Source organism: Micromonospora sp. MH33 (assembly GCF_003013775.1).
Classification (GTDB): Bacteria; Actinomycetota; Actinomycetes; order Mycobacteriales; family Micromonosporaceae; genus Micromonospora; species Micromonospora fulviviridis.
Map to the genome: position 1 here is coordinate 1 of NZ_MUYZ01000175.1, position 14,162 is coordinate 14,162.

Here is a 14,162-nt window from a genome sequence, read left to right on the forward strand (position 1 = left end):
GCGACCGACCGTCACCGGGTAGGCCGCCGCGAGGCCGAGCGAGGCCAGGCCGACCGCGCCGGAGATCCGGGCGGCCCGCTTCAGGTGCCGCGCCTCGGGCCGGGGCCCGTCCCCGAGGAACGGCCGGGTCTCCTCGCGTCCGAAGTAGACGTTGCGCCCGCCGAGCCGGACGCCGAGCGCGCCGGCCATGGCCGCCTCGCACTGCCCGGCGTTCGGGCTCGGGTGGTCGTTGCGGTCCCGCCGCCAGACCCGCCAGGCGGCGGCGCGGTCCCCGTGCGCGGTCGGCGCCACGGCGACCGTGAGCAGCCCGGTCAGCCGGGCGGGGACCAGGTTGAGCAGGTCGTCCAGGCGGGCGGCCGGGGTGCCGAAGCGGGCGTACCGGGGTGAGCGGTGGCCGACCATCGCGTCGAGCGTGTTGGCTGCCCGGTAGCCGAGCAGGCCGGGCAGCCCGGCGACGGCGCCCCAGACCAGCGGGGCGACCACCGCGTCGGAGGTGTTCTCCGCGACCGACTCGACGGTGGCCCGGGCGAGTTCCGGCTCGTCGAGGGCCGAGGGGTCCCGGCCGCACAGGTGGTTGAGCCGGCCCCGGGCGGCGGGGAGGTCACCGGCCTGCAACGCCCGGGCCATCAGGCGCGACTCGTGCCGCAGGGTGCGCCCGCCCAGCACCGTCCAGGTGCCGGCGGCCACCAGCGCGGCCCGGGCCACCGGGCGACGCCGGGTGGCCAGGCCGGCGGCCACCCCCAGCAGCACCGGCGCGCCGACCGCGAGCGCGGTGAACGCCGCGCCGGCCGGCCGCTCGGGTCGGTAGATCCGCCGCTCCAGGGCGCCGGCCGCCCGGCCGTAGCCGGCCACCGGATGCCAGTGCCGGGGATCGCCGAGCAGCGAGTCCAGCGCGTAGCCCGCCACCAGTCCCGCCGCGTTCGCCATGGCGGTCGCCTGCCGCACCCGTCACCACCTCCGGCCGGCCAGCCTAGTCGTACGGCGGGGTGGCCACGTCGGCGTCGCCACCCCGCTCCCCCGTCGCACGATCCGGGCGGCTCAGGCGGGCACCGGGGTCCGCCCCCGGCCCCGCCGGGCACGGCCGGTCCCGGTTACTCCCGCGGCCTCGTCGGCGGGGGCCGGCTCACCGGTCGCGGGCTCGGCGCCCAACTCGTCGTCCTCGTCGTCGTCATCCTCGGCGGCCGGGCCGTCGGGCCGGTCGTCGAACGGGTCGGCCAGCTCGTCGAGGTCGCCCGCCGTCGCGTCCGCGCCGACGGTGAGCCCGACCCGCGGGACGTCGAACTCCGGCGGCGGGAACTCGTCGTCGAACGACCGGTCGTCGAGCGACGCCGGGGCCTGTGCGTCCGGCACCGGCTCGGTCGCCTCGCCGTGCACCCGGCTCTCCGCCTCGGCGTCCTCGACGGTGCTGGTCGTCATGCCGGGCCGGTTGCGCAGGAACCGGGCCCGGCCCCGGGACAGGTCGTGCCCGACGGCGACGGCTTCCAGTTCGTAGAGCGTGCGGTGGTTGCCGGCGTCGTCGGTCCAGTCGCGGGTGTAGAGGCGGCCGGCGACGACGACCGGGTCGCCGACCGCCACCGAGGCGGCCACCCCCTCGGCCAACTTCCGCCAGCAGTTCACCCGCACCCGCAGGCTGTTGCCGTCGACCCAGCGGCCGCTGTCCCGGTCGAGCCGGCGGGCGGTCGAGGCGACCTTGAAGTTGGCCACCAGGGTGTTGCTCTGGGTGGTCCGGCGCCACTCCGGCGCGGTCAGCACGTTGCCGACGATCGTGACGTAGGTATCGAACATCGCCCCTCCCAGGGAACTCGACTTGTCGGACCGAGCCTCGGCCGGCGACCGGGCCCGGGCCAGCCGTCCCGGCCGGGCTGTGGACGACGGACCGGCCTGTGGACAACCACCTGATCAAGGTCCCGCCTGCTAGGGACCACCGGCCCTACGGCCCTGACCTGCGGCGGAACACGATCAAAAGGCCCAGCGCGTGAGGCGGTTCCGGACGCGAGCCGATTGGGTATGGACTTGATCAACCGAGAGAAAGGGAGCGACGATGCTTCTCCGAGACGTCTGCGAGACCCGGCGATGAGCGCCGTGGCGAACCCCGCGACCGTGGCCGAGTGCCTCCGCGTCGGCGCCGGGTTCTCCCAGGGCGACCGGAACTGGATCGCGGAGCAGTTCGCCACCCTCGACGCCCGGCTCGCCGGGTTCCACGCCGACGCCACCGAGCTGGAGGTGTCGGTCAAGGACCGCAACGCCAGGGGCCAGAAGGTCACCCTGGAATGCTGGGTCGCGGGCCGGCAGAAGATCGTCACCACCTCTTCCGAGGAGGACCTGCACGCCGCGCTCAACGACGTCCGGGACGACCTGCGCCGCCGGCTCAACGACGCGAAGACCCGGCAGGAGCCGCGCCACAACAAGCACCTGCGCGAGACGGACCAGCCCGAGGGCGTCCCCGCGCAGGCCGGCGAGCGGGCCGACGCGGAGACCGTCTGAGATCACCCCGTCTCCGCCCGCGCCCGGTGCCGGCGGGCGGGGGCGGGGGCTACCGCCCGGTAGCGTGGCGGCGTACCGTCGCGGTCGTGGAACCGGACGTGCTGGGACCGCCGTACGAGCGGCAGACGATCGACCTGGGCACCGACGACGAGGGACCGGTCGTCGCCACCCTGGTCCGCCGGCGGGCGGAGCGCCGGACCGGCCGGGCCGTGCTCTATGTGCACGGCTTCGTCGACTACTTCTTCCAGACCCACGTCGCCGACTTCTTCGCCGAGCGCGGCTGGGACTTCTACGCGCTCGACCTGCGCAAGTACGGCCGCAGCCTGCAACCGCACCAGACCCCGAACTTCTGCCGCGACCTGAGCGACTACTTCCCCGAGCTGGACGCCGCCGCGAAGATCATCCGCGAGGACGAGGGGCACGACACCCTGCTCGCCATGGGCCACTCCACCGGCGGCCTGATCATGTCGCTCTGGGCACACGCCCGCCGCGAGGCCGGCCTGGTCGACGGCATCTTCCTGAACAGCCCGTTCTTCGACATCAACGCGCCCTGGCTGGTCCGTCGGCCCCTCGCGGCCGCCGTCTCCCGGCTGGGCCGCCGGGCGCCGCAGCGCATCCTCCCCTTCGGGCTGGGCACGGTGTACGGCGAGAGCCTGCACGCCGACCACCGCGGCGAGTGGCGGTACGACCTGGCCTGGAAGCCGCTCGCCGGGTTCCCGGTGCGAGCCGGTTGGATCAATGCGATCCGCGCCGGCCAGCGCCAGCTCCGGGCCGGCCTGGACATCCCGGTGCCGGTGCTGCTGGCCTGCTCCACCCGCAGCTACCGGGGCACGAAGTGGCACGACTCGGCCACCCTCGCCGACGCGGTCCTCGACGTGGAGCACATGGTGCGCTGGGCACCCCGGCTCGGCCGGCACGTCACCCTGGCCCGCTTCGACGGCGGGCTGCACGACCTGACCCTCTCCGGCCCCGCCGTTCGGGAAAAGGTGTTCGCGGAGGTCGGCCGGTGGGCCGACGGCTTCCTCGGCGTGGGGCCGACCGAGGCGGAACCGGCGGCGCCGGCGCCGCGCCGGCCGGCCGAAGAGCCGGCCGACAATCCGGCCGGCGCGACCGCCGAGGGCTGAGCCGGACGGGTCAGCGGTAACCGGCGGTCGCCGCCGCGAGGGCCGACCGGATCCGGTCGAACGTCGCGACCGGATGCCCGCCGGAGGTGGCCGGCAGCAGCAGTCCCAGGCAGTGCAGCGCCATCTCGCCGTCCGGGCCGGCCTCGACGCCGAACACCGGCGCGCCCACGTACCCGGCCGGCAGTTCGGTGGTGACCCGCACCTCGTCGCCGTCGCGCGCCACCCGCTCGATCACCGCCTCCAGCGGCCGCGACCCGTCGTCACCGACGCCGAGCGCCAGCACGAACGCCGAGCGGGGCTCCGCACCGACCCGGGCGACCGCGTCGGCCGGCGCGGCCATCGCGTCGGTCACCTGCTGGGTACGCCAGCTCCAGCCCCGGTCCTCGGCGTACCCGTGCAGCCCGCCGGTCGGCATGGCGGCCAGGCCGACCTCCGGCAGGTGCAGCCACCGGTCCGCGAAGTCGGGCAGCTCGACCGGCTCCGCGGCCGCGTCCGCCGGCTCGGTGACGCTCGGCCGCACCCCGATCTCCCCGTACGGCGCCCGGGTGGTCGCGGCGGCCGTGAGCAGCCACTCGTGCACCACCTCGCCGTCGTCGGTCGCGCCGATCAGCTCGCTGTGGAAGAAGGCGGTGCCGAAGGTCCCGGCCGGCGCACCGGGCCCGTCGGACCCGTGCACGGGCAGGATGGCGCGGCCGAGCAGCTGGCACAGCTCGTAGGCGATCTCGTTCTCGGTTTCCGGGTCGAGCAGCACGACGCCGAGGGTACGGACCGGTCCGGGGTCGGTCGCCGGTGACCCGGATATCCGGGGAGCCCGCGGCGGCCGGGCCGTGGGAGGCTGAGCGACGACGTGGCCGGGCCCACCCGTTCCGCCGGCCAGCCCGAGGTCGGCGGTACCCTCGTGGCTCGACACCGTCGACGCGCGCCCGTAGCTCAGCGGATAGAGCAGGGGACTTCTAATCCCAAGGCCGCAGGTTCGAATCCTGCCGGGCGCACAGTCATGCAGCTGGGTTGACCTGCTGTTTCTTGCTCTTCTTGCGATCTTTCTTGGCGGCATCCTTCGATGCCTTACCCCCCTGTGAGCCCGAGGTGAGCCCGGGGGTGCGCTTGGTGCCCCGACGGGAGACCAGACGAGCAGTAGCTTCGGCCGCTTCCAATGCCAGCTCAGGCAGGACAGCCGTGTACGTGTCCGCAGTGAGCGCGTACGACGAGTGCCCGAGCATGGCCTGGACGACCTTCAGCTTGGCTCCAGCCTTGAGCGCCATGGTGGCCGCCCCGTGGCGGAGATCGTGCAGGCGGATCGGCGGGAGGTCCAAGCGCTTTACGAGGCGATCGAAGTAGTCCGACAGCCACGTCGGCTCTACCCACTCGCCGTTCGGGCGGGTGAAGAGACGGCCGCTCTCCACCCATGCCGGCCCGGCTGCCTCGCGCGCCTTGCGCTGCTGCTTGTTGTGGCGCTTGATCACCTTTACGGTGTCGCTGTCGAGCGCGACGATCCGGTTGCCCGCCTCGCTCTTGGGCGCGTTCTCCTCGATCTCGCCGTTGATGTCTACGAGCTGCGTGGCGACGGTCAACGCTTGGCCCCTGAGGTCCACGTCTTCCGGCCGCAGGCCGCATGCCTCGCCCCGCCTCAGACCGCGAAGGGCAATGAGGTGGAACAACGCATACAGCTCGTCATCCGCGATGCCGTCGAGGAAGGCGATCGTCTGCTCAGTGGTCCACACCATGGCAGGCGACGGCCTCGCCGGTGGCCCGCCACCGCGCAACTCGTTCGTCGGTCCATACGAGTCCTTTGGGCCGGTTCACCGGGTCAAGCTCGACATGGCCGCCGGGTTGAAAGTGATCAGCTCTTGCGTGATCGCGTCGTTCAGAGCAGCGCGCAGTGTCGCTCTGATGTGCCGCCGCGTCGTCGGTCCGACAGTGCGACGGAACGGGGGCATTTCAGCGATCGCGGCACGCGCAGCACGGCGGCGCTCACGGCCCTTCAGCGTCTTGAGTTCTTCGATCACGGCACGCCGGAGCGCATTGGCTTCCTCGATCTCGATGTTCCGCTCCACGATCGCGTTGAACATCTCGGTTAGGTGCGACACACGGAGCCGGTCTAGCCGGATCTCCCCGATGCGCGGCTTGAGCTGAAGCCGAATGTCCCGCCCATAGCGGTTGACCGTGCTGAGGCGGATCTTCCGGCCAGCAAGCCAGGTGTCGAGCCATTCCCCGACGGTGATGCGGGCGGTCAAGGACTGGCCGCTACGGAACTTGCGCCGCGTCTCCTCCAGGTCGGGTAGCGGCTCTCGGCTGGACGCCACGCGCTCCAGCAGGTCCCCCATGCCCGCGCGACAGTAGCTGACGCCGAGAAAAGCAAGCCCCATCCCACACCCGAACGAGTGACCAGGCCCAACACCCGCAGCACGAACAGCACACATCGATAAAGTCACCAACGACGGAGCGGCGGGCACCCCAGCGTCAGGGGCATCCTCATACCTGCCGCTCCCACCAAACGCCCGACCGGACCCAGCCCGGCAGGCCCGTCCTTCCTGCCGTCCGCCCGCGGCGACGAGCACTCCGGGACCGACGCCCACAGCAGCAGGTCAGCCGTCGCCCCGTCACCGACTCAGCGCTCCCGGAACAGCTCCGCAAGGGCCGCGCGGATGGCCGGCACCGCTTCGGCGGGATGGTGGTCGAGGGGCAGGTGCTTGATCGCCGCGTACACCGCTTCATCGATGTCTTTGACGGTGAGGTCGCCGGGTAGGCGTTGGAACCAGCGATAGCCGGTCGGCCGCTCCGGCAGTCCCACATCGCGCAGATACGAGTTCGCGGCCTCGTCGATGATCGCTTGATCATCCGCCGTGCGCGGCACAAAGAACGTCCGCTCTCTGGTGCTGTCGCTAACCTTCACCTCGACTTGATGTTGCCGAGTCTCCGGGTACCGGACCAGGGTGGCGGCGTCGGCGAGGTAGCCGAGCATCGCATCCCAGCCGGAATCGCTCAGCTCCCAGAACCTGCCATCAGGAGTGTCGATGGTGTGGCGGCGGTCGGAGATGTCCGGCGGTGATCCGGGGAACGGCTGGGCCGTGTCCCAGGCGTCCGGTGCGGCGCTGGTGTCGCCCATGCTGCTCCTCCGCGGGGCTTGCTACGGCACGGTCCCGGCCCCCTGAGGAGAGGTCGGGACCGTGGTCACGCATCCGTATTCACCTGTGATGATACGACTTTTGGGACAGGACAGGATCAGAACTTGCAGGGGTCGGCGGTGGACCCGTAACACTTGAAGCGCGCCGTCTCCAGGGCGGGCGCGGTGCGCAGGGAGTAGCCGCCGGGGGTGAAGTCGGTGTTGAAGGCCGCGTAGTACGCGGCGGGGTTGACAAGGAGGTTGCCGTAGAGGGTCGGGCTGTTCCAGCGCCAGTTCGTGCTACTGATGCGGCCCGGGTAGAGAGCGTGGTCGCCGCAGTCCGCGTCCGGCCAGTTGTCGATGACCTCGTAGCAGTTGACCCAGGAGTCGCTGAAGGTCAGCGACGGGCCGAGGTCCCAGATCAGGGAGACAGTCCACCGGCCGCGACGGCCCTGGAGGCTGTTGCGGATGATCACGTCATAGCTGCCGATGACGCCGCTGCTGTCGCCGTAGGTCGCGTTGCCCTTCGTCTCCCCGATGTAGCGCGAGGCGTCGATGATGCGGTGACATGTGCCGCTGCTCTCGCACCAGGTGTCGTAGTCGTCGGCCAGGACCGACGCCGACTCGGGAGCCGAGGCGGCGATGGCGGCGACAGGCGTGAAGGTGGTGGTGGGGGTGCCGTTGGCGTCGCGGCGGGTGCTGGTCAGCCCCGCGCTCGTGCAGACCACTCCGGCGACTTCTGCTGCATGGCCAGCGCGATGCACGGCGCGAAGACCTTCTGAGCGCCGTCGTAGGTGTTCTTCCCGCGCTGTGCGGCCACTGCCGGGGCTTCCAGGGCCATGACGCCGAGCACGACGGCGAGAAGGCCGGCGACGACAACGCCGCCCCTTCTGAGACTACGGATGTTCACGCTTTCTCCTCTCACACAACTACCGGTGAATGCGGATGCGAGAATCCTTGCGATATGCAGAAGGGTCAATCAATGATTTGTCGCCTTGCTGACAAACATTTACAGATGTCGATTAAGCAAGACGGAATGTCCGCACGGCGTCTACGAATTCCGGCGGCGGCATCCCCTTGCAAACCTATTTAGTTATCGCGGCCTTTCTCCGCCTGACGCGGCTTCGGCCAACCCAAAAAGCGATCAAACAGCTCCCCGTCGCTGGGCGCGTCAGCCCGCAGCTTGGCCAGGTCGTCCACCGCGTCACCGAGCGCGCCGGCCAGATACACGTACAGGCTCACCCGATCCCGTTGGTACTCAGCCAGCAGCGCAAGCTTGGCGTCGCCACACGGCCACGGATGACCGCAGGCCCGGCACAACCAGATCGGCCGGATCGGCGCATGCGGACGCTGCGTCACCGTGGCCGCCCTGCTCGGCCAGCTGTTGCTGGTACGTCCTCGACTTCCACGCTTTCGTCGGGGCTGTCAGGATCAGCCGAAACCGTGTCTTTGCATCGACGCCAGCAAGCGCAAGCGCCTCGTCTAACGCCACCTGCATCGCCATCCTCAGCGGTGCAGGCTTGGCCCGGCGCTCCCATCCGGAGACGGTCGCCCCGGTCACACCGATGTGTTCAGCGAACGTGCTTACGGTCATCCGCAGCGCCTCACGCAGCGCGCGGACCTCCCGTCCGGTCCACCTCCCGAACGCCGCCCCGCACCCACAGCCATCCGGCCTCGGCATGGAGGCCGCGACGACCGGCGCGGTTCGCCGCTCGCGCTCAAGGTCATAGCCCGCTGTCTGCCTGCGGAAATCCCGGGCAAGCGCGTCCACCTGATCGAACGACGCCACCAGGGCACCGCCCGCGCCGACCTCAGCATCAGCGCTCTGCCAAAACCGGCGAGTGCTACGGTCCCGGCCGATCTCGACATTGCCGATGGCGCTTCGCGAGTAGTTGATACGCCGGGCAAGCTCCACCTGTGTCAACCCGGCCAGATCGCGCCACGCGGCCAGTTGCCGGCCCAGCCGTTGACACGCCTCCGCCACCTGAGCCGGCGTGATCCGGTCCGCCCCACCGAGCCGACGCGGCCGAGGCGGCACCGGGCAGCCCGTCACTGCTTGACCCAAGACCGCCCGAGCTGCAAAACGATTTGCCGCTGATGCCTGCGCACATCCTCGCAGCCACTGCACCCGAGGCCCTGAAGGCCATCGCCGAGGAGCTGCTCCTCACGATGGAGTCATTTGTGAGCCCGTCGTGAGCCCGGACGCCCTCAGACGGAGAGGCACGAACCGATCTTCGACGACACCCATAGGGGCGTCCACCTGCATAGATAGACACCCCTATGGACTGCCAACCATCGGGAATCACGGCCCGGATTCAACTTCTAATCCCAAGGCCGCAGGTTCGAATCCTGCCGGGCGCACCACCGCCACCCCAGGCCAACGGCATGTCGATTCCGGCGCGGCCGGCTAGCCACCCCCGCCGGCATCTGGGCTGGTTCCTCCCCGGGAGCAGGGCGACCACCACCAGCGTGCGCACCAGCCGGCGTACGGGCGACCGTCGCCGCGCCAGCAGCATCGCGCCTAGCAGCAGCATCGCGACCTGCCCAGCCTGTGCCGCACCGGCCACCCCTTCACGTGCGGCGCAGCGCAGCTCCCGCGATCCGTCCCTTGTGCCTCGCGAGCTTTCCTCACCCCAACGCCGCAGGTTCGAATCCAGCCCGGGCGCCGTCAGACGTGGCCGAAGGTCGGCGTGCCCGCGCTGTCGTAGGTCAGCATGGTCACCCCGGTGCCGGAGGTGCGGGTGCCGGTCAGCCGCAGGCCCGCCGGGGGCACGCCGTCGGCGAAGAGTCGCTGTCCGCGCCCCAGCACCACCGGGAACACCAGCAGTTGGTACGTGTCGATGAGCCCCTCCCGCATCAGCCACCGGGCGAGTGCGCCGCTGCCGTGCACCTGGAGTTCGCCGCCGGGACGGTTCTTCAGTTCGGTGATCGCGGCGGCCAGGTCGCCGTCGAGGCGGTGCGAGCCCGACCAGGTCAGCTCGTCGTCGCGGGTGGTGGCGACGTACTTCGGCAGCCGGTTGAGCGGGTTGTCCGGGCCGCCCTCGGCCGGGTCGGTCACGTGCGGCCAGTAGGCGGCCATGATGTCGTAGGTGCGGCGGCCGAGCAGCAGGGCCTCGGCCCGCTCGAAGGTCTCGCCCATCCACCCGCCGACCGTCTCGTCGAAGTGCGGCGGCAGCCAGCCGCCCAGGTCGAAGCCGCCGGTGCGGTCCTCCTCCTGGCCGCCCGGGGCCTGCATGACGCCGTCCAGGGTCAGGAACGTGGTGACGGTGAGTCGCATGGTGGTGCCTCCTTCTTCGGGACCGGCCCCGCGCCGGCTTCCACCCTGCCGACGGCCCGGGAACGACCGATTCGACAGCCCGAGCGGACAGAGTCTGTGATCTGGACCACATCGAGGTCACGGTCACGCCCCGACCGTATCGGTGCCGACCCTACGTACACGGCTGTCGGTGCTTGCGCGGTTTCGGCCGGTCAGCGGCGGGCGCGGGGCCGACGTACTCTCCGCCCATGGTGACCGAGAGGGACCTCCGCCTGGGCGACGGCCGCACCCTGCACGTCTACGACACCGGTGGGCAGGACCGGCTCGCCGTCTTCTGGCATCACGGCACGCCGAACATCGGCGCGCCGCCCGCGCCGCTGTTCGCCACGGCCGACCGGCTCGGCCTGCGCTGGGTCTCCCACGACCGTCCCGGCTACGGCGGCTCGACGCCGCTGCCGGGGCGCGACATCGCCTCCGTCGCCGCCGACGTCACGGCGGTGGCCGACGCGCTGGGCCTCGACCGGTTCGCGGTGATGGGCCACTCCGGTGGCGGTCCGCACGCTCTGGCCTGCGGCGCGCTCCTGCCCGACCGGGTGGTCGCGGCGGTGGTCGGCGCCGGCCTGGCCCCGTACGGCGCGGCCGGGCTGGACTGGTTCGCCGGCATGGTGCCGGCCGGGGTGGCCTCGCTGCGGGCGGCCGTCGCGGGACGGGCGGCCAAGGAGGCGCACGAGACCTCGGGCGCGGCGTACGACCCGGAGTTCACCCCGGCCGACCTGGCCGCGCTGCACGGCGAGTGGTCCTGGTTCGACAGTGTGGTGGGCCCGGCGGTCCGGGGCGGCCCGGGCGGGCTGATCGACGACGACCTGGCGTACGTGCACCCGTGGGGCTTCGACCCCGCCCGGGTGACGCCGCCGGTGCTGCTGCTGCACGGCGAGCGGGACGGGATCGCGCCGGTGGCCCACTCCGGGTGGCTGGCGGGTCGCTGTCCCGACGCCGAACTGCGCCGCTACCCGGAGGACGGGCACATCTCGGTGCTGCGCCACGCCGGGTCGGCGTTGGAGTGGCTGCGCGGGCGCGCCGACCAGGCGTCCGCCCGGTAGGTGGAGGTGGGTGAGGCGGCGGCGGGGGTGACCCGGCCGCCGCCTCGCCGCGCCGGATCGGGCGCGGGTTCGCGAGCTCGCACGGAGGACCAGGGGGGAAGGTCGTCCGGGCGAGCCGCGGTGCCGACGCCGGGCGGGTGGGGGGCCCGCCCCGGTGCCGGAGGTCAGTGGGGGGCACGGGGTGACCCGGTGCCGGCCTGGGGGGCCGGCCGCCGACGACTCGGGCGGCGCCGCCCGGTGACCGGCCGGCTACGCCGCGGACGCGCTGGTCACGAGTTCCGTGCCTTCGTCCCGTGCCTCTCAGCGCTCGTTGCCCGCGGGATGTCACACCGCTACCGCGGGGCGGCACGACCCGACGGACCGTGACCGCGCGGGCCGGTCAGGGCGTACGCGGGCCGACGCCGTCCGCGGCCGAGGGGGCGACCAGCAGGCCCACCTGCCGCCCGATGAACCGGTACGCCACCTGCTTCGCCGCCCAGAGCAGGTAGCCCCGGTCGGCCTCGGCGAGGCTCCGCCCGTCGGCGTGCCCGACGCTGCCGAGCAGCACCCAGTTCCCGGTCGTGGAGCTCACCGTGATGGTCTCGCCGCCGGGTATCCCGAGCTGGGCGGCGCCGCGGGGAAGCCGGCCGCGCCGGTCCCGGGCCGCCCGCTCGCCGGGATAGAGCACCGCCGCCAGGTGGACGACCGCGTCGCTGTCGTCGGTGGTGTAGCTGACCCGGACCGTCCGTACGCAGCCGTGCAGCACGTCGCCGGCGAGCACGCCGGCGCAGCCGCGCAGGTCCGTCCCGCCGGTCCGGCGCAGGGTGTCCCCCGCCGCCCGGAACGTCCGCTCCGGCATCGCCTCGGCCACCGTCACCGGTGCCGGCTCGGCCCGGGCCACCGCCACGGCGAGGGTGCCGAGCAGGGCCGCCGCCACGAGAGCCGGTCCGATCGGGCCGCGGGCCGGCCGCGGGCGGGTCTCCGTCCGGGCGGTCAGGACGACGAGGGCGACCCCGGCCAGGCCGGCGCCGACGCCGCCCCAGCGGATCCCGGTGGCCGTCGCCCCGGCGGCCGGACCGTCGAGGAGGAGGTACAGGGCAGCGCGCCGGCCGGGCACGTGCACCCAGGCCACCAGCAGGAACGCCAGCCCGACCAGCACGGCGGCGCCCCGGGCCGGTGCGCTGAGCCGCGACCACAGCACGACGGCCACCACCGCCCAGAGCACCGGGAGGGTGATCAGCAGCCAGCCGACGACGGCCATGCCGGTGCCGGTGCAGCCGGTCCAGGCGCAGGCGCTCTCGTCGATCCGGGCCCGCAGGGCGTCGCCGAACACGATGCGCAACGTCACCAGGGCGACGATGCCGGCGGGCACGAGCAGCGCCAGAGGACCGAACCGGGCAGCACCGGCGGCCGGCGGAACCGGCTCGGCGCCGCGTACCGGATCGGGGGTGTCCGGCACCGCGGGGGTGGCGCCCACGCGCTCGGATCCGGCCGTCATCTCCTCGGCTGCCCGCGCGACCAGATCCTCCGACCGGCGGCGCCCGCCCCTGCTGCTGACCATGACAGCGAGGCTAGGACAGCGGCGCACGCGGGTCCGGCGGCGGGCCGACGGCCCGCGCACCGGTCACTCGCAGACCCGCCACCCACCGTCCTCCTTGACCAGGACGAACGCCTGCGTCACGGTGGTGCCGCTCTGCGGGGTGAAGCGGACCTGCGCCGATCCGCGGACCCGTCCGTTGGTGTTCGTGACGTTCACCCCGACGATCTGGTAGCCCGTCAGCGCGGGCTGGGCGGCCTGCTGCCGGACGAAGTCCTCCTGGTTGACCCGGTCGCGCACGCGCCCGCAGAGCTGGCCGTATGCGGTCGGGTAGTCGCGGGCGACCAGCGCGCCGGCGAACTTGTCCACAGTGGCCTGGGCGGGGCCGGTGGCTTCCCGCGCGGCGTGGTAGATGGCGAAGCCGCCGACGACGCCGCCCACGCAGCAGAGCGCGAGCACCACGCCGACGACGGTGAGCACCACCCGGGTGGTGTTCGACTTCCTGGGCGGCACCATGGCCGGCTGGTACGTCATAGCCGCAGGGTAGGGGCGCCGCGCCAGCGGCCCGCCCGGCAAACCGGGTGACGGGCCGGGCGGGGCGTCCACCATCGACGGATGCCGGCCCCGGGCGGGATCGGATAGCGACGCGCCGCGCACCGAGGGTGACCGGTAGCCCGAGAACATGCTATTCTCCGGCGTCGATCTAGGCCGTGCGGTCCCGACCGGGTCGCTGCCGGAAGGACACCTCCCCCGATGCCGGCCGTTGCCGCCACGACCCTGCCGCCGTCCCCACTGGACCGGCCGGCGGGCGGCGCGTTCACCCTGATCTTCACCACCCTGCCGGCGCTGCTCCGGCTCAGCTGCGGCCTGGTCGCCGCGGTCGTCGCGCTGGCGGTGCGCACCCCGCCCGTCCAGGTGGCCCTGCTGGTCCCGGCGGTCGTCGCGCTCACCGCCTGGTCCGTCTGGTACGCCGTCCGCGCGTTCCGGCACGGGATCACCGGCGCGCTGGTGGCCGGCGACGTGGCGCTGACCACCGCCACCGGGCTGGCGATCCCCTGGCTGGTGGCGCCCGAGGTGCTGCCCGGCGAGGGCAGCTGGGTCGCGGTGCTCGCCAGCACCACCGTGATCAACGCACAGGCCACCGCGCGGCCCGCTGGTCGGTCCCGGCCGGGCTGCTGGTCGCCGCCGGCTACGCGGCCGGCGCCACCGCGGCCGGCAACCCGGTGGAGGCGCGGGCGCACGCCGGGACGCTGCTGGTGCAGATCGGCTGCACGGCGATGATGACCTCGGTGATGCGCCGCCGGATCGGGCACGCCGACGCCGCCTTCGCGGACTACCAGCGGCTGTCCCACGAGGCGGTGGTGGGGCGGGCCGCCCGGGAGGCCGAGCGGCGGCAGAACCGCGACCTGCACGACACCGTCCTCGCCACGCTCACCATGCTCGGGCTCGGCGCGGTGTCCGGCCCGTCGGCCGCGCTGCGCGAGCGGTGCGCGGCCGACCTGCGTACCCTCACCGCCCTGGCCGACGCGCGCTCGGCGCCGGCGGCCGGCGCGGTGGCCCTGGACGAGCGGCTGCGGGC

The 14,162-nt window shown here is 72.9% G+C and carries 16 protein-coding genes, 1 tRNA gene and 1 pseudogene; 5 read left to right on the forward strand and 13 right to left on the reverse strand.

Translation table 11 applies throughout. The features are described from left to right. Both B0E53_RS23305 and ssb read right to left on the reverse strand, forming a co-directional pair. Window positions 1–945: cobalamin biosynthesis protein (locus B0E53_RS23305; RefSeq protein WP_107078011.1), on the reverse strand; the 945-nt coding region annotated here is incomplete at its 3' end. Between the two features lie 93 nt (window positions 946–1,038). Further along, the gene (ssb, locus tag B0E53_RS23310) at window positions 1,039–1,785 is read right to left on the reverse strand and encodes a single-stranded DNA-binding protein (protein ID WP_107078012.1); all 747 of its coding nucleotides are present in this window, start codon (window positions 1,783–1,785) and stop codon (window positions 1,039–1,041) included. A gap of 288 nt (window positions 1,786–2,073) precedes the next feature. Here ssb and B0E53_RS23315 point away from each other — a divergent pair, with 288 nt between their 5' ends. Both B0E53_RS23315 and B0E53_RS23320 read left to right on the forward strand, forming a co-directional pair. Then, window positions 2,074–2,484 (forward strand): HPF/RaiA family ribosome-associated protein, encoded by a 411-nt coding sequence (locus B0E53_RS23315; protein ID WP_107078013.1) that lies wholly within the window; start codon window positions 2,074–2,076, stop codon window positions 2,482–2,484. Between the two features lie 86 nt (window positions 2,485–2,570). Next, window positions 2,571–3,608 carry an alpha/beta hydrolase gene (locus tag B0E53_RS23320; protein ID WP_168215393.1) on the forward strand — a complete coding sequence of 346 codons (1,038 nt, stop codon included), beginning with the start codon at window positions 2,571–2,573 and terminating at the stop codon, window positions 3,606–3,608. Window positions 3,609–3,618: 10 nt separating this feature from the next. Here B0E53_RS23320 and B0E53_RS23325 read toward each other — a convergent pair whose 3' ends face one another. Continuing rightward, on the reverse strand, window positions 3,619–4,359 hold the full coding sequence (locus tag B0E53_RS23325) for a hypothetical protein (RefSeq protein ID WP_107078014.1): 741 nt from the start codon (window positions 4,357–4,359) through the stop codon (window positions 3,619–3,621). Window positions 4,360–4,527: 168 nt separating this feature from the next. Between B0E53_RS23325 and B0E53_RS23330 the strand changes: the two genes are divergently transcribed. Next, a tRNA-Arg gene (locus B0E53_RS23330) sits at window positions 4,528–4,600 on the forward strand. A gap of 3 nt (window positions 4,601–4,603) precedes the next feature. Here B0E53_RS23330 and B0E53_RS39580 read toward each other — a convergent pair. The 8 genes from B0E53_RS39580 to B0E53_RS23365 form a co-directional block, all read right to left on the reverse strand. Further along, complete coding sequence (locus B0E53_RS39580; RefSeq protein ID WP_246835557.1) at window positions 4,604–5,332, reverse strand: site-specific integrase; 729 nt, start codon at window positions 5,330–5,332, stop codon at window positions 4,604–4,606. A 75-nt stretch (window positions 5,333–5,407) separates the two neighbouring features. Continuing rightward, entirely contained in the window at window positions 5,408–5,932 is a 525-nt protein-coding gene (locus tag B0E53_RS39585; protein ID WP_246835558.1) for a hypothetical protein, read from the reverse strand. 284 nt (window positions 5,933–6,216) lie between these two features. Further along, on the reverse strand, window positions 6,217–6,714 hold the full coding sequence (locus B0E53_RS23340; protein WP_107078015.1) for a DUF5956 family protein: 498 nt from the start codon (window positions 6,712–6,714) through the stop codon (window positions 6,217–6,219). A gap of 116 nt (window positions 6,715–6,830) precedes the next feature. Beyond that, entirely contained in the window at window positions 6,831–7,439 is a 609-nt protein-coding gene (locus B0E53_RS23345) for a hypothetical protein (protein WP_107078016.1), read from the reverse strand. After that, window positions 7,415–7,621 carry a hypothetical protein gene (locus tag B0E53_RS23350; RefSeq protein ID WP_107078017.1) on the reverse strand — a complete coding sequence of 69 codons (207 nt, stop codon included), beginning with the start codon at window positions 7,619–7,621 and terminating at the stop codon, window positions 7,415–7,417. The genes B0E53_RS23345 and B0E53_RS23350 overlap by 25 nt, the downstream gene beginning before the upstream one ends. Window positions 7,622–7,800: 179 nt before the next feature. Then, complete coding sequence (locus B0E53_RS40430; RefSeq protein WP_348639671.1) at window positions 7,801–7,953, reverse strand: hypothetical protein; 153 nt, start codon at window positions 7,951–7,953, stop codon at window positions 7,801–7,803. 16 nt (window positions 7,954–7,969) lie between these two features. Then, complete coding sequence (locus tag B0E53_RS23360) at window positions 7,970–8,695, reverse strand: helix-turn-helix domain-containing protein (RefSeq protein ID WP_246835559.1); 726 nt, start codon at window positions 8,693–8,695, stop codon at window positions 7,970–7,972. Between the two features lie 684 nt (window positions 8,696–9,379). Further along, a complete protein-coding gene (locus tag B0E53_RS23365; RefSeq protein ID WP_107078019.1) occupies window positions 9,380–9,988 on the reverse strand; it encodes a dihydrofolate reductase family protein in 609 nt (202 codons plus the stop codon). 227 nt (window positions 9,989–10,215) lie between these two features. On the opposite strand from B0E53_RS23365, the gene B0E53_RS23370 reads away from it, so the two are divergent. Beyond that, a complete protein-coding gene (locus tag B0E53_RS23370) occupies window positions 10,216–11,067 on the forward strand; it encodes an alpha/beta fold hydrolase (protein WP_107078020.1) in 852 nt (283 codons plus the stop codon). Window positions 11,068–11,446: 379 nt separating this feature from the next. Here the strand turns inward: B0E53_RS23370 and B0E53_RS23375 are convergent, their stop codons facing one another. Then, a complete protein-coding gene (locus B0E53_RS23375) occupies window positions 11,447–12,607 on the reverse strand; it encodes a hypothetical protein (protein WP_146167740.1) in 1,161 nt (386 codons plus the stop codon). 63 nt (window positions 12,608–12,670) lie between these two features. Next, window positions 12,671–13,117, reverse strand: a complete 447-nt coding sequence (locus B0E53_RS23380) for a hypothetical protein (protein ID WP_107078022.1) — start codon at window positions 13,115–13,117, stop codon at window positions 12,671–12,673. 219 nt (window positions 13,118–13,336) lie between these two features. On the opposite strand from B0E53_RS23380, the pseudogene B0E53_RS40435 reads away from it, so the two are divergent. Then, window positions 13,337–14,162 (forward strand): annotated as a pseudogene (locus tag B0E53_RS40435) (ATP-binding protein); the annotation flags it as partial.

Excerpts from the sequence above, each read along its gene's own strand:
- ssb (WP_107078012.1), bottom strand. The coding sequence starts at position 1,785 with ATGTTCGATACCTACGTCACGATCGTCGGCAACGTGCTGACCGCGCCG.
- B0E53_RS23315 (WP_107078013.1), top strand. The coding sequence starts at position 2,074 with ATGAGCGCCGTGGCGAACCCCGCGACCGTGGCCGAGTGCCTCCGCGTC.
- B0E53_RS39580 (WP_246835557.1), bottom strand. The coding sequence starts at position 5,332 with ATGGTGTGGACCACTGAGCAGACGATCGCCTTCCTCGACGGCATCGCG.
- B0E53_RS39585 (WP_246835558.1), bottom strand. The coding sequence starts at position 5,932 with ATGGGGGACCTGCTGGAGCGCGTGGCGTCCAGCCGAGAGCCGCTACCC.
- B0E53_RS23340 (WP_107078015.1), bottom strand. The coding sequence starts at position 6,714 with ATGGGCGACACCAGCGCCGCACCGGACGCCTGGGACACGGCCCAGCCG.
- B0E53_RS23365 (WP_107078019.1), bottom strand. The coding sequence starts at position 9,988 with ATGCGACTCACCGTCACCACGTTCCTGACCCTGGACGGCGTCATGCAG.
- B0E53_RS23370 (WP_107078020.1), top strand. The coding sequence starts at position 10,216 with ATGGTGACCGAGAGGGACCTCCGCCTGGGCGACGGCCGCACCCTGCAC.
- B0E53_RS23375 (WP_146167740.1), bottom strand. The coding sequence starts at position 12,607 with ATGGTCAGCAGCAGGGGCGGGCGCCGCCGGTCGGAGGATCTGGTCGCG.
- B0E53_RS23380 (WP_107078022.1), bottom strand. The coding sequence starts at position 13,117 with ATGACGTACCAGCCGGCCATGGTGCCGCCCAGGAAGTCGAACACCACC.